At 57.0% G+C, this 16,961-nt stretch carries 17 protein-coding genes; 14 read left to right on the top strand and 3 right to left on the bottom strand.

Annotated elements, in window-relative coordinates:
- Nucleotides 1-32 precede the first annotated feature (32 nt).
- The 7 genes from ABLO27_RS00085 to ABLO27_RS00055 are packed head-to-tail and all read left to right on the top strand — an operon-like array spanning nt 33 to nt 5,941.
- The gene (locus ABLO27_RS00085; RefSeq protein WP_353029745.1) at nt 33-563 is read left to right on the top strand and encodes a TRAP transporter small permease; all 531 of its coding nucleotides are present in this window, start codon (nt 33-35) and stop codon (nt 561-563) included.
- A complete protein-coding gene (locus ABLO27_RS00080; protein WP_353029744.1) occupies nt 560-1,843 on the top strand; it encodes a TRAP transporter large permease in 1,284 nt (427 codons plus the stop codon). Before ABLO27_RS00085 ends, ABLO27_RS00080 begins: the two co-directional genes overlap by 4 nt.
- A gap of 12 nt (nt 1,844-1,855) precedes the next feature.
- Complete coding sequence (locus ABLO27_RS00075; protein WP_353029743.1) at nt 1,856-2,146, top strand: putative quinol monooxygenase; 291 nt, start codon at nt 1,856-1,858, stop codon at nt 2,144-2,146.
- Nucleotides 2,143-2,940, top strand: coding sequence for an N-acyl homoserine lactonase family protein (locus ABLO27_RS00070; protein ID WP_353029742.1), 798 nt, complete (start codon nt 2,143-2,145; stop codon nt 2,938-2,940). Before ABLO27_RS00075 ends, ABLO27_RS00070 begins: the two co-directional genes overlap by 4 nt.
- Complete coding sequence (gene otnK, locus ABLO27_RS00065) at nt 2,937-4,169, top strand: 3-oxo-tetronate kinase (RefSeq protein ID WP_353029741.1); 1,233 nt, start codon at nt 2,937-2,939, stop codon at nt 4,167-4,169. The genes ABLO27_RS00070 and otnK overlap by 4 nt, the downstream gene beginning before the upstream one ends.
- On the top strand, nt 4,166-4,813 hold the full coding sequence (gene otnC, locus ABLO27_RS00060) for a 3-oxo-tetronate 4-phosphate decarboxylase (RefSeq protein ID WP_353029740.1): 648 nt from the start codon (nt 4,166-4,168) through the stop codon (nt 4,811-4,813). The genes otnK and otnC overlap by 4 nt, the downstream gene beginning before the upstream one ends.
- Before the next feature lie 12 nt (nt 4,814-4,825).
- A complete protein-coding gene (locus ABLO27_RS00055; RefSeq protein ID WP_353029739.1) occupies nt 4,826-5,941 on the top strand; it encodes an isocitrate/isopropylmalate dehydrogenase family protein in 1,116 nt (371 codons plus the stop codon).
- Between the two features lie 15 nt (nt 5,942-5,956).
- Here the strand turns inward: ABLO27_RS00055 and ABLO27_RS00050 are convergent, their stop codons facing one another.
- Both ABLO27_RS00050 and ABLO27_RS00045 read right to left on the bottom strand, forming a co-directional pair.
- Entirely contained in the window at nt 5,957-6,832 is an 876-nt protein-coding gene (locus ABLO27_RS00050) for an SDR family oxidoreductase (protein WP_353029738.1), read from the bottom strand.
- Nucleotides 6,829-7,188, bottom strand: a complete 360-nt coding sequence (locus ABLO27_RS00045; protein WP_353029737.1) for a VOC family protein — start codon at nt 7,186-7,188, stop codon at nt 6,829-6,831. The genes ABLO27_RS00050 and ABLO27_RS00045 overlap by 4 nt, the downstream gene beginning before the upstream one ends.
- Before the next feature lie 100 nt (nt 7,189-7,288).
- On the opposite strand from ABLO27_RS00045, the gene ABLO27_RS00040 reads away from it, so the two are divergent.
- The gene (locus ABLO27_RS00040) at nt 7,289-8,179 is read left to right on the top strand and encodes a LysR family transcriptional regulator (protein WP_353029736.1); all 891 of its coding nucleotides are present in this window, start codon (nt 7,289-7,291) and stop codon (nt 8,177-8,179) included.
- A 62-nt stretch (nt 8,180-8,241) separates the two neighbouring features.
- Here ABLO27_RS00040 and ABLO27_RS00035 read toward each other — a convergent pair whose 3' ends face one another.
- The gene (locus ABLO27_RS00035) at nt 8,242-9,276 is read right to left on the bottom strand and encodes a LacI family DNA-binding transcriptional regulator (RefSeq protein ID WP_353029735.1); all 1,035 of its coding nucleotides are present in this window, start codon (nt 9,274-9,276) and stop codon (nt 8,242-8,244) included.
- Nucleotides 9,277-9,477: 201 nt separating this feature from the next.
- Between ABLO27_RS00035 and ABLO27_RS00030 the strand changes: the two genes are divergently transcribed.
- From ABLO27_RS00030 to ABLO27_RS00005, 6 genes are all read left to right on the top strand, one after another.
- On the top strand, nt 9,478-11,001 hold the full coding sequence (locus tag ABLO27_RS00030; protein ID WP_353029734.1) for a sugar ABC transporter ATP-binding protein: 1,524 nt from the start codon (nt 9,478-9,480) through the stop codon (nt 10,999-11,001).
- 2 nt (nt 11,002-11,003) lie between these two features.
- A complete protein-coding gene (locus tag ABLO27_RS00025; protein ID WP_353031649.1) occupies nt 11,004-12,026 on the top strand; it encodes an ABC transporter permease in 1,023 nt (340 codons plus the stop codon).
- Between the two features lie 97 nt (nt 12,027-12,123).
- Entirely contained in the window at nt 12,124-13,080 is a 957-nt protein-coding gene (locus tag ABLO27_RS00020; protein WP_353029733.1) for a substrate-binding domain-containing protein, read from the top strand.
- A 104-nt stretch (nt 13,081-13,184) separates the two neighbouring features.
- Entirely contained in the window at nt 13,185-14,240 is a 1,056-nt protein-coding gene (locus ABLO27_RS00015; protein WP_353029732.1) for a sugar phosphate isomerase/epimerase family protein, read from the top strand.
- 240 nt (nt 14,241-14,480) lie between these two features.
- On the top strand, nt 14,481-15,641 hold the full coding sequence (locus tag ABLO27_RS00010; RefSeq protein WP_353029731.1) for a Gfo/Idh/MocA family protein: 1,161 nt from the start codon (nt 14,481-14,483) through the stop codon (nt 15,639-15,641).
- A gap of 567 nt (nt 15,642-16,208) precedes the next feature.
- Nucleotides 16,209-16,961 (top strand): LamG-like jellyroll fold domain-containing protein (locus tag ABLO27_RS00005; RefSeq protein ID WP_353029730.1); only part of this gene is annotated, 753 nt, incomplete at its 3' end.

Here is a 16,961-nt window from a genome sequence, read left to right as displayed (position 1 = left end):
GTTCCGGCCCTTTCTTGAAAAAGAGAAGACCCTTGGACTACCGAGATCACTATCCGGCTGCGCTTCGCTTGCTCAGCCATCTGGTCGACTTTTGTCTGGCGCTTGGCAGCCTGGCGATTGTCACGCTGGTTTTCTGCAACGCTTCCTTGCGGGGGTTTGCGGGCTTTGATCTGGCGTGGTCGCTGGAAGTTACCAGCTTCCTGCTGCTCTGGAGCACCTTTATCGGTTGCGCGGCAGCTGTTGCGCGCGGAGCTCATATGCGCGTCACCGAGATTGTTGAAAGACTGTTTCCTCTGGTCGGGCAACGTGTCCTGTCGATTGCCATCGACGTTATCATCGCAGCACTGCTGATCAGCCTGATCTACACCGGCTACAATATTTCCGTTCATACCTGGGCGCAGAAAACAACGGTCCTCTACTGGCCTGTCGGCCTGCTCTACGCTTCCATGCCGGTCGGCATGGCGATCACGCTGATATTTCACCTCTACAACATGGTTTTCGATCTCAGAAATCCGGTTGTTCCCCACGCTACTCATTCCGACGGTGGGGAGGCCCTGCTATGATTCTTCTCTTTGTTGTTGCCGTATTCCTGACGACCGTCTTCCTGGGCATTCCCCTGGTCTGGGCTATTCTTCTCACCGCAGTCCTGCCGATTTTCGTGTTCGATCTCGGCTACCCGTTGCAGGCGCTCTTCCTGAACTTCATCGGAGGAGTGGAACCCAATCATTTCCTCGCCATTCCTCTCTTCATCGTTGCCGGTGAAATGATGAGCCGTGGCGGTGTCGGCCTGCGTATCATCGGCTTTGCCAAGGCGGCGTTCGGCTTCATGGCGGGCGGTCTGGGCATGGTCGTTGTTGGTGCTTCGATGATCTTTGGCGGCATTTCCGGCTCGGCCATCGCGGATTCCGCTGCGATCGGCTCCGTCATGATCAAGAATATGTCCCGTGAGGGATACAACACGGCTTTCGCGGCCGGGCTCGTTGCCGCGGCAGGTACGATCGGCATCATCATACCTCCCTCTATTCCGATGCTGATCTACGGCTTCGTCGGCAATGTCTCGGTCGCGGATCTGTTCCTGGGCGGAATGATCCCGGGTATCGTGTTCGGTGCCCTGTTCATGGCGGTTTGCTACTACGTCGGCAAGTCGACCAATTGCGATCCGGGCGGCAGGACAACAACTCTGAAAGAGCTGACCTCCTCCTTCGTCGGCACGGCGCCAGCACTCTTCATGCCGATCCTGATCCTCGGCGGCATCTTCACAGGCTGGGTAACACCAACGGAAGCAGCAGCGCTCGCCGTTATCTACGGTCTGTTCGTGACCACGGTCGTCTACAGAGACTTCAAACTGAAGGACCTGCCACGCCTTTTGATCGATTCCTTTGTGACCAGCGCGGTCGTGATGGTCGTCATCGGTGCGACCACCGTGCTCGGCTGGCTGATCACTCTGGAACAGATGCCCCAGATCCTGGTTGGCTTCGTGCAGGACTTTTCAACCGGACCGTGGATGTTCCTGTTGCTGGTCAACGTGGTGCTTCTGGTTCTCGGCCTGGTTCTCGATCCGGTTCCGGCGATCCTTCTGACTGCGCCTCTGTTCCTGCCGACCGCACAAGCCTTCGGGGTCGATCCTGTCCATCTCGGGGTGATCATGACCTGTAACGTTGCCGTCGGACTGTTCACGCCACCGGTTGGAGCCACGCTCTATGTTGCCTCGCGCATTTCCGGGGTCGGTGTCTTGTCCATCGCCCGCAACATGGCGCCGCTCTACATCGCCGCAATCGCCGCCCTTCTCGCCGTCACCTACATACCCGCCGTATCGATGGGTATGGTGCATCTGTTCCGGTAGGAGATACGGGCCATGTTTGCAGTAACCGTTTGTTTTCAGATCAAGGAAGGGCAGCTGGACGAGTTCCTGCCACTCATGATCGAAAATGCGCAAACCTCACTCAAGGCCGAACCAGGCTGCCGCCAATTTGACGTCTGCACAGACGACGCGCGGCCGGGTGAGATCTTTTTGTACGAGATCTATGACGATGCGACCGCCTTTCAGGTTCATCTCGCCAGCGAACACTTTCTGAAATTTGACTCTGAAGTGTCGTCCATGGTCGCTGACAAGAAAGTTGCGACCTATTCGAAGGTGACCTCATGACGCCCTGGGAAGTATTCGCAGTCAAATATGCGGACAGGAATTCACGGACCCGCAGGGACAGCTTTCTGTTCGATGACGATCACCATCTGCAGCACGACATGGATTATTTCATGTGGGTGCTGCGCCGGGGCGACGAGCTGATATTGGTTGATACCGGTTATGACCAGGAAGAAGCCGACCGTCGGGGCCGTCCAATAAGGCTCGATCCGCGCGAGGCGCTGTCCCCTTTGGGCATTGCTCCTGAGGACATCTCCACACTCATCGTGACGCATCTCCACTATGACCACGCAGGTGGCCTGCGTCATTTCCCCAACGCAACGATCCACATTCAAGCCGCCGAAATGGCCTACGCCACCGGTCCCTGCATGTGCCATGACACTCTGCAGGCGCCCTTCACCGCCGACCACATCTGCGAAGCAGTGAAACGCCTCTATTCGGGGCGGGTCGTCTTTCACGAAGGAGATGGAGAGGTTGCCGAAGGGGTCACGGTTCATCGGACCGGTGGTCACAGCAAGGGGCTGCAGGTGGTCCGGGTGCTGACGGAACCGGGATGGATGTGTCTCGCCTCGGATGCTTCCCACTATTACGAGAATTTTCTGGAAGCCAAACCGTTCCCGATCGTTGTCGACCTGAAAGAAATGCTGGACGGATTCAAGACCATTCAGAAGCTCGCCAGTTCCCGGGATCTTGTCATTCCAGGTCATGATCCGCTGGTGCGGGACCTGTTCCCGACGCACGGGCCAGAGCATATATTCCGTCTCGACCGTGGTCCGCTCAAGGGGCTGAAGTCATGAAACTCGGAGTGATCGCGGATGATTTCACCGGCGCCTCCGACATTGCACTCATGTTGTCGGAAGGTGGAATGCCGAGCGCGCAGTATGTCGGCGTTCCGGGCATCCCGGCGGCTCCCGGCATCGAAGCCGGCGTCATTGGCCTGAAGACGCGCACGATTCCGGCAAAGGATGCTGTGACCCAGGCACTGGCAGCCTGCGATTGGCTGATGTCGCAGGGAGCAGAGCAAATTGTTTTCAAAGTTTGCTCAACTTTCGATTCCACCGATGCCGGCAATATCGGTCCTGTTGCCGAAGCCCTGGCGGAATGGCTGAAAGAAACGATCGTTTTCGTTTGCCCCGCCTTTCCTGAAAACGGCCGAACCGTCTACCAGGGCCATCTCTTTGTCAAAGACAAGCTTCTCAGCGAAAGCGGCATGCAGCATCATCCGCTGACGCCTATGTCAGATCCGGATATTCGACGAGTCCTTGCACGCCAAACCGGTTGGGATGTCGGCCATGTTTCGGCCGGCGAAGTATGGGCCGGACCTGAAGCCATTCACCGAAGCGCGGAAACTTCCGGCAAGGCCATGGTCGTTGTGGATGCCATCCGCAATGACGATCTGGTTGCCATCGGGCAAGCTGCAAAGTCCCGAAAGCTTCTTGTCGGCGGCTCAGGCATAGCCTTGGGCCTTCCGGCCAACTTTGGATTTGCCGAACAACTATCACCCTGGTCCGGCGTCACCGGTAAGGCGGTGGTTCTGTCCGGATCCTGCTCTACTGCGACCCGTCAGCAGGTAGAGGCCTATAAGTCAGCAGCACCGGCACGCGAACTTGCTGCAGACGACATAATGGGCGACCGCCTTTCGCTGCAGGAAATTGTCGAGTGGGCGTTGAAACAGGACCAACCGCCCCTGCTCTATTCCTCTGCCGATCCGCAGGTCGTGGCTGTTGCACAGGAACGCTACGGCCGGGAAGCGAGCGCCGCAGCAATTGAAACCGTCTTTGCCGACCTGGCCGCTGCGCTTTCCAAGGCAGGTGTTCAGCGCATTGTCGTGGCCGGTGGTGAGACGTCCGGAGCCGTCGTTTCCGGTCTTGGCGCAGACACCCTGGAAATCGGTCCGAAAATTGCCGCCGGTGTTCCGGCTCTGAAAGTTACGGGACGACCGCTCGCGCTGGCCCTGAAGTCCGGAAACTTTGGCGGGCCGAATTTCTTTCAGGATGCCCTCGCCATTCTGGAGGGTTGCACATGAGCGAACTCGCCAAGTCGCGCGATCAGATCGCATTTTTTGCAAAGTCATTGTTCGACCGCGGTTTGAGTCATGGGTCGACCGGCAATATATCGGTACGTCTGTCCGATGGCAGCCTGCTCGTCACACCGACGGGCTCCTCCATGGGGTCCCTGAACCCGGCACGGATCAGCCATCTGGCGGAAGACGGTTCGCTTTTGTCGGGCGACAGGCCCACGAAAGAAATCCCTCTGCACTCAGCCTTCTACGACACGCGCCCCGGCACAGGAGCTGTCGTCCACCTTCACTCGTCTCACTCGGTCGCGCTGTCTCTTCTCCCCGACCTTGATCCTGACAATGCGGTGCCTCCTTTGACGGCCTACGGGGTCATGCTGCTCGGCAAGGTACAGCTGTTGCCATTTTTCGTGCCGGGCGATCCGGCGATGGGTGATGCGGTGCGGGCCCTTGCCGGAAAGCGCTCTGTTGTTCTGCTGGCCAACCACGGTCCGGTGGTCGCCGGGAAGGACCTGGAAACTGCGGTCAACGCGATGGAAGAACTGGAAGCGACGGCACGACTGGCCCTGCTGCTGCGTGGTGTTCCCACATCTGCACTTTCACCAGATCAAGTGGGCCGGATTGTCGACAAATTTGACGTTGATTGGACTTGAGGAAGACCCAAAATGAGAATTGCCCTGATCAAAGGTGACGGTATCGGCGTCGATGTTGCAGAGGCCGCCATGGCGGTTACCGAAGCGGCCCTGGCCAGGGTCGGGTTGAAAGCGCCTGTCTATGACGAGATCCAGGCCGGCGCCGGATATTTCAAGGAAAACGGCACCGATATCGAACCAGATGGAGAAGACCGTGCAGAGGCTGCTGATGCCATCTTTCTGGGCGCCATCGGCCTGCCCGCCATCCGCCATCAGGATGGGACCGAAATATCACCTCACCTCCGGCTGCGAGACAGGTTTGGGCTCTATGCAGGTGTCCGTCCCGTCAAGGCCTATCCGAACGCCCCTCAAAGACTTGCCGATCGGCGTGCGGCAAATATCGACCTGATCATTTTGAGGGAGTCGACGGAAGGGTTGTTCTATTCCGCCGCCGCTCACGACCGAAGCCTCGTGGTCAACGATGATGAGGTACAGGATATTCTCCGTATCACGCGCAAGACGACGACAAAGCTGCATCAGTTTGCCTTCAATCTTGCCAGAAAACGCCGGGAGCGTGGCAGGCCCGGCACTCTGACGTGCGTCGACAAGGCCAATGTCTTCACGTCGCTGGCATTTTTTCGTCACCTGTTTGACGAAGTGCGGCAGGACTTTCCCGATGTGCCAACCGGTTACAATTACGTCGATGCTCAGGCGCTCGATCTTGTACGCAAACCCTGGGATTTCGATGTCCTCGTTACAGAGAACATGTTCGGGGACATTCTGTCCGACCTCGCCGGTGGACTTGTAGGTGGAATGGGCATGGCGGCCTGCGCCGAGATCGGAGACACCACAGGCCTCTTCCAGCCCGCGCATGGCAGCGCGCCCGACATCATGGGGCAGGACAAAGCCAATCCACTTGCGGCCATCCTGAGCGCAGCCCTGATGCTGGACTACCTGGCGGAGAAACTCGACCGGCCGGAACTGGCCGATGCGGCAGAACTGATCAATTCAGCAGTTGATTCAGGATTTGAGGATAACGCCTTGAGACCAATGGAGTTTGGAGGCGATATGGGCACCAGAGCGGTGACCAGCCAACTTCTGTCCCGCGTTTCAGCTGCAATACCTGCGAGAGCGTTCATCCGCGTGTGACCTCCCGAGTTTTCCTTATTCTGGGACAGGGGATATCAAGGCAGGCAGAAAAACCTCTTGTGCGAATGCGTCAAAACTGCGTGGAGTTTGCCCGGTCACAGAAGACACGTTGTCCGTCGTGAAGTCTCCCCAGCCTGAGGCATAGGCAGCACCGTAGTCTCGGGTAAGGGCTGCCATCCATTCTCCCCAACCGGCAGCTTCGACAAAGTCGAAAGCTGTCTGCGGAGAGATCGGATTGTACTCGACCGGACTACCAAGGAAGTCGGACAGGCGTTCTGCAACCTCATCGAAGCTGATGGCTTCAGGCCCAGTCAGTTCCAGAATCTGACCATTCCAGTCGCCGGCCTTAACACAACGAAAAGCACAAAGAGCAATGTCTCTCGCGTCGATCATTGCCATTCGCCCTTGCCCGGTCGCAAAAGAAAAAGCACGAGTCTTTGCAATTTGTTCTGCAGCCAGGAACATGTTCTGCATGAAGTAGTTCGGACGCAGAATGACATAATCAATGCCAGAGGCGATGAGGTCCGCCTCAGTTTGCGCATGCAGCCGCGTATTGTGGGTTGGTCCTTTCAGCGAAGCCTTGATGGCTGATATTCTGACGATCTTCCGAACCCTGTTGTAACGCGCAGCTTCAATCGCCTTTGCAGCGTGCCGGGCAGCTGTTTCGGATGCCGGTGTAATCAGAACCAGCGTTTCCACACCTGTCATGGCGCGTCCGAGAGCTGCGGTATCTTCGAGATCAGCGGTCACTGCCTCCACTCCCTGGCCGAAGGTCTGTGACAAACGATCTGAAGAGCGAGAAAGAGCCTTGACCGATAGCCCGTCTTTGACGAGCAGGCCAACCAGTTCCGCGCCGATTGTTCCGGTAGCCCCTGTAACAAGAACGGTCATTGGCTAACCTCCGTCCAGACGGCAAGCTCGTTTCCGTTCGGGTCAGAGAAATGAAAACGGCGACCGCCTGGAAACTCGTAAGGTTCACGGAGGATGGTGCCCCCTGCAGTTTTCACCCCATGCAAGGTTGCTTCCAAGTCATCTGCGTAAAGGACCACCAGAACGCCAGGTGAAGTCACCGGAGTGCCGGCTTCACCATTGAAGCCACCTTCGACAGCGGCACCATCAAAACTCAGATAACTGTCTCCCCAGTTCTGAAAGGTCCATCCGAACACTTTGGAATAAAACGCTTTTGTGAGTTCAGCGTCTTTCAACGGGAACTCGATGTAATTGATCGTTCCGTCTCGATTGTGCATGAAATACCCCTGTCAGTAGTTTCCTGATCAAGAGATAATTGTCTTCCACATTTTGGAATATCCCTTAATATTGGGAGCAACATTCCAAAAATGGGAACTCATGCAACACCTCGATTTCATCGCTGTTTTTGTCGAAGTTGTCCGTCAGGGGAGTTTCACGGCTGCAGCACGCACTCTGCGAATGCCGCTGTCCACTGTCAGCCGAAAGGTGGCGGAACTTGAAGAAGAATTGCAGATCCGGCTGCTGGACAGGTCGCGCAAACCGTTGCGGGTCACGGACGCCGGCGCCACATATTTCGAGCTTTGCAGCAAAGGCATCAGTGCGCTGAGTTATGCCAACCAGGCCATCCGCAGCCAGCGGGAAAGCCTGGCCGGAACTTTGAGAGTATCAGTTCCGCCCAATCTGACGGAGCTGCTGTTTGCCCAACCAATCGACCGGTTTTTGCGGCAACAGCCAAATGCGCGGGTTCAGGTTCTCGTCAGCGAACGCATGCTGGATTTCGTCGACGACAGGATTGATCTTTCCTTTCGTGTCGCACGTCCTTCGGCCCCCAACCTCGTCATCCGCAAATTGCTCAGTCACCGGCACCGGCTCTGTGCAGCTCCATCCTACCTCGCAGTAAACCCGGCCCCTCAAAGACCAAAAGACCTCTGCTTACACAGCCTTCTCGGCTTTGGATTTCAGGAGCAGGAGAAGACGACATGGCACCTGACAAAGGGCAACCAATCTCACGAAGCGACCTTCGAGCCGACCTTGGCAATAAATGACTATCTGGCCCTAAAAACCTCGATCGAATTCGGGACAGGAATCGGAGAGCTACCAGGCCTGTTGTGCAAAAACGATCTCAAATCCGGTCGACTGACCGAAGTGCTTCCGGACTGGCAGATGCCGGAGATTTCTCTCTATGCCGTCTATGCCGGTAAAACCGGCCTGTCGAAACTCGCACGCGCCTTTCTCGATGAGGTTTCCAGCCATCTGGCGCCGATCTAAGGCCTTGCTGTCTCCGCCTCCCACTCAGAGGGCACTGCGATTACGGGGCGTGCCCCCTGCTCTCAACGCCGTTGCTTGGCAACACCTGCACAGCTCTCCCGAACGATCAGGTCACCGTGAAGCAAATGGGATTGAGACGTTAGTGTGCGATTTGCCAGGCGGTCCAAAAGAATGTTCATGGCCTTTTCACCGATGTGATGGCGCGGCTGACGGATTGTCGTGAGGCCGGGGGTAAAATTATTGGCGAACGGGATGTCGTCAAACCCGAGCACGGAGAAGTCCTCCGGTACCCGGTACCCCCGCAATTGCAGGGCGGAGATCACGCCAATGGCGGTGTTGTCGTTGAAACAGAAAAAAGCCGTCGGCAAGTCATCCTTGATAAACAGGCGCTCGACGGCAGCACGGCCACTTTCGCTGGTGCCATCGCCCTCCATGCGCCAATCGCGCAGGTTCTCGGGAGATTCCTTGAGCCCCTGCTTGTAGCCCGAGTGGCGCAAATCGCTGCGAATGTCTGCCGGTCCGCCGGAGATGAAGGTGATCCGCCGGTGGCCAAGAGAGATCAGATATTCGGTTGCCATCTTGGAGGCGGCAACGTCATCAACGCCGACATAGCTGATCTGGGTGTTGGAAACCGGGCGCTCTGTCGCAACGATTGGAGGCAGATTGGTGAGAGGTGTCTGCGGTTCTCCGGCGACGGGCACATGGCCGGTCAAGAGCACAAGTCCGTCCGCCATGCCCGTTGAGATGAAACGCAGGTAGTTCTGCTCCAATCCGGTGGTGCCTTCCGTATTTCCGATCAGAACGCCATAGCCACGGTCGTTGGCAGCCTTTTCCAGGCCTGTCAGGATGCCGGCGAAGTTCGGGTCGGCAATGGACGAGGCCAGTACCAGAACCATCTGCGAACGCTGCATGCGTAGGTTCTGCGCCATCGCATTGGCGGTGTATCCGGTTCGGGCGATTGCAGCGGTGACTTTCTTCCGCGTGCTTTCGGCAACCTTTTCCGGAGACCGCAAGGCCCGGCTCACGGTCGCGATGGAAACGCCCGCAAGCTTTGCAACATCTTCGATTGTCGCCGGCCGGTCCACCGGTTCACTCATTCTTTGCCCTCAGGTTTTGTGCAGTGCGGGCTCATTTAAGTGCATGAATCTCAACACTGTCTTAGCGGTATAGTGCCTGAAACGATTCATGAAAAGGTTTACAATCGTCAATGTAAAGGTTTACATCGATGATGAAAACGTTTACATCATGATTATGGCGCCTTTGGGGAAGAGGGTTCCGGCGCCTGGGAGGAATCATCAATGTCGATGGAAGCGTCCGCTCCTGCGGCGATCATTGAAGCTGTCAACATCAGCAAGTCTTTTGGCCCCGTGCCGGTTCTGTTCAGCGTCAGCATGGATGTGCGCGAGGGCGAAGTGCATGCGTTGATCGGCGAGAACGGCGCAGGCAAGTCGACTCTGATGAAGATCCTGTCAGGTTTCCATGATCCGACCTCCGGCCAGATCAGGCTGGACGGCAGGCAGACCGCCCTTCCCCCGAACGGTGCGGCGGAGAAGCTGGGCATCGTGCTCATTCACCAGGAACTCAATCTCGCTGAGCAGATGACCGTGGAGGAAAATGTCTTCCTTGGCCGCGAAATGAGATCAAACGGTTTCCTGGATCGCGCCGGTATGCGGCGAACCGTACAGAAGTATCTTGATGAAATTGGCCTGGACATTTCGCCGGCCGACCGCATTTCCAACCTGACCATCGCTCAGAAGCAGATGGTGGAGATCGTCAAGGCGGTCAGCCGCAACGCTCGCATCCTGATCATGGACGAACCCACCGCCGTTCTGACTGAAGAAGAAACGGAAGTGTTCTTCCGCCAGGTTGAAAAGCTGAAAGAAAGCGGTGTCGGTATCGTCTTCGTTTCGCACAAGCTCAATGAAGTGAAAGCCATCGCCGACCGTGTGACGATCCTGCGTGACGGCCAGTGGATAGATACCCGTCCTTCACAAGACCTGACACCGGACACGATGGCACAGATGATGGTGGGGCGAGAACTTTCCGACCTTTATCCGCCCATGCATGAAGCAGATGTGGACGCGGACCTCGTACTTGAAGTCAAAAACCTGCACGCGCCGGGCGTTTCCAATGTCAGCTTCGGATTGCGCAAGGGAGAAATTCTGGGCTTTTCCGGTCTGGTCGGCTCGGGCAGAACCGCTGTTTTCGAGGCAATCTGCGGTCTGTCTTCTGTCGATAGCGGCGAGATCAGACTGTTTGGGCACGAGACGGCCCCCATGTCGGTCGCCGAAGCACGCGATGCGGGCCTTGCGTACCTGACCAAGGACAGGAAGGAAAAGGGGCTGCTGCTGGATAAGAAGATGCGGCCCAACCTGACACTGTTTGCCTTACCGAAATTCGTTCGGAATTTCTCCATCGACCGCAAGGCGGAAGACGATGCACTTACCAGGGCTGTCCGCAGGTTCGATGTCCGTGCACGCGATGCCGAAGTCACCGTCGGCAAGCTGTCGGGTGGTAACCAACAGAAGCTGCTGCTTGCCAAGATCATGGAATGCGACCCCAGGATCGTGGTGATCGATGAGCCGACACGCGGCATCGATGTCGGCACCAAACAGCAAATCTATCACTTTATTGCAGCACTGGCCGCAGAAGGCGTGTCCGTCGTGGTGATCTCTTCGGAAATGCCGGAAATCATCGGGATCTGTCACCGGGTCGTGGTGATGCGCGAAGGACATATCACCGGGGTTCTGACCGGTGACCACATCAACGAAAACGAAATCATGCGCTACGCCGCCGGGCTGAAACGGGAGGAACTCCATTGACCATGATGACCGCATCCGAAGAAACAGCGGCCAAATCCGCCAAACGGTTTTCCATCGATTTCAAGACGCTCGGACCAGCGCTGGCGCTGCTGATACTTTGCATTGTCGGGTTTATGCTGAACCCTGCCTTTGTCAGCGAAGGCAACCTGACCAACTTGCTCACCCGCTCGGCCTTTATCGGCATCATCGCGGTCGGCGCGACCTTCGTGATTACCGCGGGCGGTATCGACCTTTCCGTCGGTTCCATGGCCGCTGCCATTTCCGGGGTCATGATCATTGTAATGAACAATGCCGTGGAGACGCTCGGAACCGGAGTTCCAACGGTGCTGCTCGGCTGCGGGCTCGCCATTCTGCTTGGAATTGGCGCCGGATGGATCAACGGCGCCCTGACAACCAAGGGCAAGATCGAGGCCTTTATCGTCACGCTTGGCACCATGGGCATATACCGGTCGCTCGTCACCTACTTCGCCGACGGCGGCACCTTGTCGTTGAACTTTGATATTCGCGGCACCTACAGACCTGTCTACTATGACAGTTTCCTGGGGCTGCCCTTCCCTGTCTGGGTGTTCATCGGGGTTGCCATCTGCGGTTGGCTGTTGCTCAACCGGACGGCATTCGGGCGCTATTGCACGGCAATCGGCTCAAATGAGGCTGTCGCCAAGTACTCCGCGATCAATGTCGACCGGGTCAAGACACTGACCTACATCATCCAGGGTCTGTGTGTGTCCTTCGCAACGATCATCTATGTCCCCCGCCTCGGTTCGGCGTCGGCGTCAACCGGTGTCCTGTGGGAGCTTGAAGCAATCGCAGCGGTGATCATTGGCGGCACAGTGCTGAAAGGTGGATACGGCCGGATAGGCGGCACGATCCTGGGTGCACTGATCCTGACAACCATCGGCAACATTCTGAACTTCACCGATATGATCTCGAACTACCTGAATGGAACCATGCAGGGCCTGATCATCATCGTTGCGGTTCTCCTGCAGCGCAGTGACTGGAAGCTCGGCAAGAGCGGAAAGTCCTGACGCCACTCTACTGAACTGGGACCCGTCCCCTCATTTTGAACCGGCTCGCACCGGACGGGAGAAGTGCGTCCACTCGTCAGCATTGGAGGAGGAAACAATGCTCATGAAGAAAACTTTGGGAATGATGGCTGTAACCGGAATGCTTGCTTTTGCAGGTTCTGCGGTTGCTGAAGACAAGATCAAAATCGGCGTCAGCTACCCGACCCCGACCCATGCCTGGGCAGCCGGCATGAACTGGCACGCGGAGCAAGCCGAAAAACGTCTTGAGAAACTGTATCCGGATGTCGACCTTATTCTGGTCAATTCTCCGGATCCCGGCGCACAGGCAAGTGCACTGGAAGACCTGGTATCGGTTCACCAGATCGATGCACTGGTGGTGCTTCCCTTTGAATCCGAGCCGCTCACCGATCCGGTCCTGAACGTCAAGAAGTCCGGTGCCTGGATCACGGTCGTCGACCGCGGCCTCAGCCAGCCGGGCATTGAAGACCTCTATGTAGCGGGCAACAACCCGGAACTCGGCCGCGTTTCGGCTCAATACATGAAGGGCCGCCTGAAAGAGGGCGACAATATCGTTGTCCTGCGCGGTATTCCGACTGTCATCGACAATGAGCGCTTTGACGCGTTCATGGAGGAAATCGAAGGCTCGGGCATCAATGTTCTTGATCACAAGCATGCCAACTGGAACCGGGACGACGGCTTTGAAGTGATGCAGGACTTCCTGTCCCGCTTCCCGGATATCGACGCCGTGTGGGCCCAGGATGACGATATTGCCGTTGGTGTGGTCGCAGCCCTGAAGCAGGCCGGCCGCGATGGAAATGGCATGTTTGTTGTTGGCGGCGCCGGCATGAAGGAAATCATCAAGGGCATCATGGATGGCGATGAACTCATTCCGGTCGACGTCCTTTACCCGCCGGCAATGATCGCGACAGCCATGGACGCAACGGTCAACGCCTTCAAGTCCAATGGCCCTGTTGCAGGCCGCTACATTCTCGGCGCGACGCTGATCACACGCGAGAACGCCGAGAGCTACTACTTCCCGGATTCTCCTTTCTAAGGCTCGGGACATCCAGGTCACGGCATGAACAAGACCGTGACCTTCGGGCCGGAACTTTGCGCGATGGGGTTCCGGCCCCTTTTCCTCAACATCGGGAGGATTTCATGAAAACAATCAAGGGCCCCGCGTTGTTTCTGGCACAGTTTGCCGGAGACGAGGCACCATTCAACTCCTGGGACGCGATCACGAAATGGGCGGCCGATTGCGGATATGCCGGTGTTCAGGTTCCCAGTTGGGACGGCCGACTGATCGATCTGGAAAAAGCGGCCAGCTCCAAGACCTATTGCGAAGAGTTTGCTGGCACCGCCAAGGAGAACGGAGTTGAAATTACCGAACTTTCCACTCATCTCCAGGGACAGCTCGTTGCCGTTCATCCTGCCTACGACACCGCCTTTGACGGTTTTGCAACTCCAGAGGTACGCGGCAATCCAGCGGCGCGCCAATCCTGGGCAGTCGATCAGGTAAAGCAGGCTCTGGCCGCCAGCCGGAATCTGGGCATCTCTGCCCATGCAACTTTTTCCGGCGCACTTGCCTGGCCCTACATCTATCCCTGGCCACAACGCCCGGCGGGTCTTGTCGAGACCGCTTTTGACGAACTTGCGAGACGGTGGCGGCCTATCCTCGATTACGCCGACGATATGGGGGTAGACGTCTGCTACGAAATTCACCCGGGTGAAGACCTGCACGACGGCATCACCTTTGAGATGTTCCTGGAGCGGCTGAACGATCACAGCCGGTGCAAGATGCTCTACGACCCGTCTCACTATGTGCTGCAGTGCCTGGACTACCTGGACAATATCGACATCTACAAGGACCGGATCGGCATGTTCCACGTCAAGGATGCCGAGTTCAATCCAACCGGACGCCAGGGTGTCTATGGAGGTTATCAGTCCTGGGTCAATCGGGCCGGACGGTTCCGTTCTCTTGGTGACGGCCAGGTCGATTTCGGAGCGGTATTCTCGAAGATGGCAGCCAACGATTTTGATGGCTGGGCTGTGGTTGAATGGGAATGCTGCCTGAAACATCCGGAGGATGGTGCGCGCGAAGGTGCTCAATTTGTCCGCGATCACATCATCCGTGTCACAGAAAAAGCCTTTGACGACTTTGCCGACGGCGGTACGGACGACGCAGCAAACCGAAAGATGTTGGGAATCAGCTGAGTTTGCGCAGGCACACTTTCTCTCGGGTCACCGGTGTATCGGGAGAATGGCCCTGCGCAAATCCTGCCACGGTTTCGATCCGTCAAACCCTATCGCCAGAATGACCTTGCACCCAGGAAAAGTGACCCCGCTCGTCGAAACAGCATTCAAGTGCTTCCATCGGGCGGGGTTTCTTTATAGAAATGTAATCGATTACAGTGAAGGCACGCTTGAAACCGCGACGCCAACAGGAGGAGCCAGATGGCAATCGAAGGAAAAGACAACCCGCACGCACGCCCCATCCGGCTTGGCATGGTCGGTGGCGGCAAGGACGCCTTTATCGGTGCGGTACACAGGATCGCGGCGCGAATTGACGGTCAGTATGAACTGGTGGCGGGCGCTCTCTCCTCAACACCTGAAAAAGCACAGGAGTCGGGACGGGCTCTCGGCCTGAAGGAAGACCGTATCTATTCGTCGTTTGAGGAAATGGCCAAGCGTGAAGCCCGGTTGAAGGATGGCATTGAAGCCGTCGCCATCGTGACCCCGAATCACGTTCATTTTCCTGCGGCAAGAGAGTTTTTGAAACGCGGCATCCATGTCATTTGCGACAAGCCGCTGACCTCTACGCTGGCCGACGCCAAGAAACTTGCCAAAGCAGCGGAAAATTCCAGCGCCCTCTTTTTCCTGACGCACAATTACACAGGTTACCCGATGGTCCGTCAGGCGCGTGAAATGGTGCAAAATGGTGACCTCGGCACGATCCGCATCGTCCAGGTGGAATATGCTCAAGACTGGCTAACCGTCGAACAAAACAACAAACAGGCCGACTGGCGCACGGACCCCACACGCTCGGGTGCAGGCGGCTCCACAGGGGATATCGGTACCCACGCTTACAATCTTGCCTGCTTTATCACCGGCCAGTCAGCTGAAAGCCTGGCCGCTGACCTGCAATCCTTCGTGCCCGGCCGGCAGGTAGATGACAATGCCCACGTGATGCTGCGCTTTGCGAGCGGAGCACGGGGCATGCTCTGGTGTTCTCAAGTCGCTCCCGGCAACGAAAACAATCTCAAGATCCGGATCTACGGCGACAAGGGCGGACTGGAGTGGCATCAGGAGAACCCGAACTATCTTCACGTGACACCCTTCGGTGAACCCAAACGCATCGTCACCCGTGGTGGCGCCGGAATGTCGGACAGCATCGACCCGGCAACTCGTATCCCGCCGGGACACCCGGAAGGCTACCTGGAAGGTTTCGCCAATCTCTACAAGGATGCCGCCGACGTCATTCGTGCTCATCAGCAGGGCAAGGAAATCGCCTCCCTCGTTCCCGGGATCGCCGATGGTCTTGCAGGTGTTCAGTTTATCGATGCGTGCGTGCGTTCATCAGCAAAAAATGCCGGTTGGGTGAAGCTCGGCGGATAGGAAACACCCGTTTCCCAAGGCTCCCGCCCGTGCGTCGGTTTTATCGACGCGCGGGTCACTTCACTCCAGGAGAGCGCATTGCCTGTTCAGGTGCGATGCCATTCATTCTCGAATTCTTACGGCTTTGCTGTTTTGCCACGCGGCCGGCTCTTGTTTTGGGACCTCGGCAACGTAGCGTTCCTGTGGATTTCCCGAAGAATTTTTTCAACGCAGTTCCGTCTCGAAATTCAGGAAAGCCTCGTGAGCAATCCTGCGCGAGACTGACCCGACAAAACTTGCATTGGGAAAAATTACACGCGAGACTTAATTTCTTTTTCAAAACAATATCTTTTACTTCTACAGAATTGGCGCAATTTTAATAAACATCCCCGGATTTCAACCCTCTTTTTTATTATTAATTTTACTTACAATTTTCCCAAACCATTCAATAAACTTGAAGCAAAAATGACCTTTTCCCTTAAGCGCATCAAAACAAGTCTTAAAAGTTAATCACCCGCAGATCACCTGTTTCAAAAGCGGAAACAGATCGATGTGATCACGTCTATTGCCTTGCGGGAGGTCAGAAGCATGCAGTCAAGCGCGTCCACCACACGTACCCCGGTCTTCGCCATTGCCGGTTCCAACGAGTTCTCCGGTGAGAAGGGTGATTACCTGGATGCGGGCAATCCGGCGTCGCTGGACCTTGCCGCCGGAACGGTCGCGCTGACCTTCAACGCCGATCATGTCTCCGGGTCCCAGGCCCTCTTTTCCAAGGACGGCTCGGGCTATGACGAGGGCGGACACCTGACCGTCTGGCTCAAGGACGGCACCATTTATGTCCGCCAGCAATCTGACGACACGACCGAGTATCTCAAGATCCAGTCGACCCAGGTCGAGGAGAACACCGACTACCATCTGGCGGTCACCTTCGGCGAGGACGGCCTGATGGTCTACCTCAACGGCGAGCTGGTGGCGGCCGAGCCCGAGTTCAAGCAGGGCCTCGACATGAACGAGCGCGCCTTCCTGGTCGGGGCTTCCGGGGCCTGGCGCTCCGATGATGCCCACACCGCCCACCAGCAGTTCAACGGCACCATCTCCGATGTCATGGTCTTCGACGAGCAGATTGCCGGTGAAGACATGGCCGCCCTTGCAGGCGAAGTCGATCCGGCCTTTGAGACAGAGGCCCTCGAGGCCCTGGCCCAGGACGACCTGATGCCCGCCTTCCAGCAACTCCATCACGGCTCCGACGAGTTCAAGGCTCTGGCCATGCAGTTCGGCTTCAACCATGACGGCGAGCTGACAACAGGGGCCGCCTACACCGAAGGCACCGATGCTGACGAG

The sequence above is a fragment of the Roseibium sp. SCP15 genome (assembly GCF_040329435.1).
GTDB lineage: Bacteria > Pseudomonadota > Alphaproteobacteria > Rhizobiales > Stappiaceae > Roseibium.
The sequence above is the reverse complement of the archived record's forward strand: the minus strand, read 5'-3'. Positions and strand labels throughout refer to the sequence as shown.

Excerpts from the sequence above, each read along its gene's own strand:
- ABLO27_RS00075 (WP_353029743.1), top strand. The coding sequence starts at position 1,856 with ATGTTTGCAGTAACCGTTTGTTTTCAGATCAAGGAAGGGCAGCTGGAC.
- ABLO27_RS00045 (WP_353029737.1), bottom strand. The coding sequence starts at position 7,188 with ATGCACAATCGAGACGGAACGATCAATTACATCGAGTTCCCGTTGAAA.
- ABLO27_RS00070 (WP_353029742.1), top strand. The coding sequence starts at position 2,143 with ATGACGCCCTGGGAAGTATTCGCAGTCAAATATGCGGACAGGAATTCA.
- ABLO27_RS00055 (WP_353029739.1), top strand. The coding sequence starts at position 4,826 with ATGAGAATTGCCCTGATCAAAGGTGACGGTATCGGCGTCGATGTTGCA.
- otnK (WP_353029741.1), top strand. The coding sequence starts at position 2,937 with ATGAAACTCGGAGTGATCGCGGATGATTTCACCGGCGCCTCCGACATT.
- ABLO27_RS00040 (WP_353029736.1), top strand. The coding sequence starts at position 7,289 with ATGCAACACCTCGATTTCATCGCTGTTTTTGTCGAAGTTGTCCGTCAG.
- otnC (WP_353029740.1), top strand. The coding sequence starts at position 4,166 with ATGAGCGAACTCGCCAAGTCGCGCGATCAGATCGCATTTTTTGCAAAG.
- ABLO27_RS00035 (WP_353029735.1), bottom strand. The coding sequence starts at position 9,276 with ATGAGTGAACCGGTGGACCGGCCGGCGACAATCGAAGATGTTGCAAAG.
- ABLO27_RS00080 (WP_353029744.1), top strand. The coding sequence starts at position 560 with ATGATTCTTCTCTTTGTTGTTGCCGTATTCCTGACGACCGTCTTCCTG.
- ABLO27_RS00010 (WP_353029731.1), top strand. The coding sequence starts at position 14,481 with ATGGCAATCGAAGGAAAAGACAACCCGCACGCACGCCCCATCCGGCTT.
- ABLO27_RS00020 (WP_353029733.1), top strand. The coding sequence starts at position 12,124 with ATGCTCATGAAGAAAACTTTGGGAATGATGGCTGTAACCGGAATGCTT.
- ABLO27_RS00050 (WP_353029738.1), bottom strand. The coding sequence starts at position 6,832 with ATGACCGTTCTTGTTACAGGGGCTACCGGAACAATCGGCGCGGAACTG.
- ABLO27_RS00025 (WP_353031649.1), top strand. The coding sequence starts at position 11,004 with ATGATGACCGCATCCGAAGAAACAGCGGCCAAATCCGCCAAACGGTTT.
- ABLO27_RS00030 (WP_353029734.1), top strand. The coding sequence starts at position 9,478 with ATGTCGATGGAAGCGTCCGCTCCTGCGGCGATCATTGAAGCTGTCAAC.
- ABLO27_RS00015 (WP_353029732.1), top strand. The coding sequence starts at position 13,185 with ATGAAAACAATCAAGGGCCCCGCGTTGTTTCTGGCACAGTTTGCCGGA.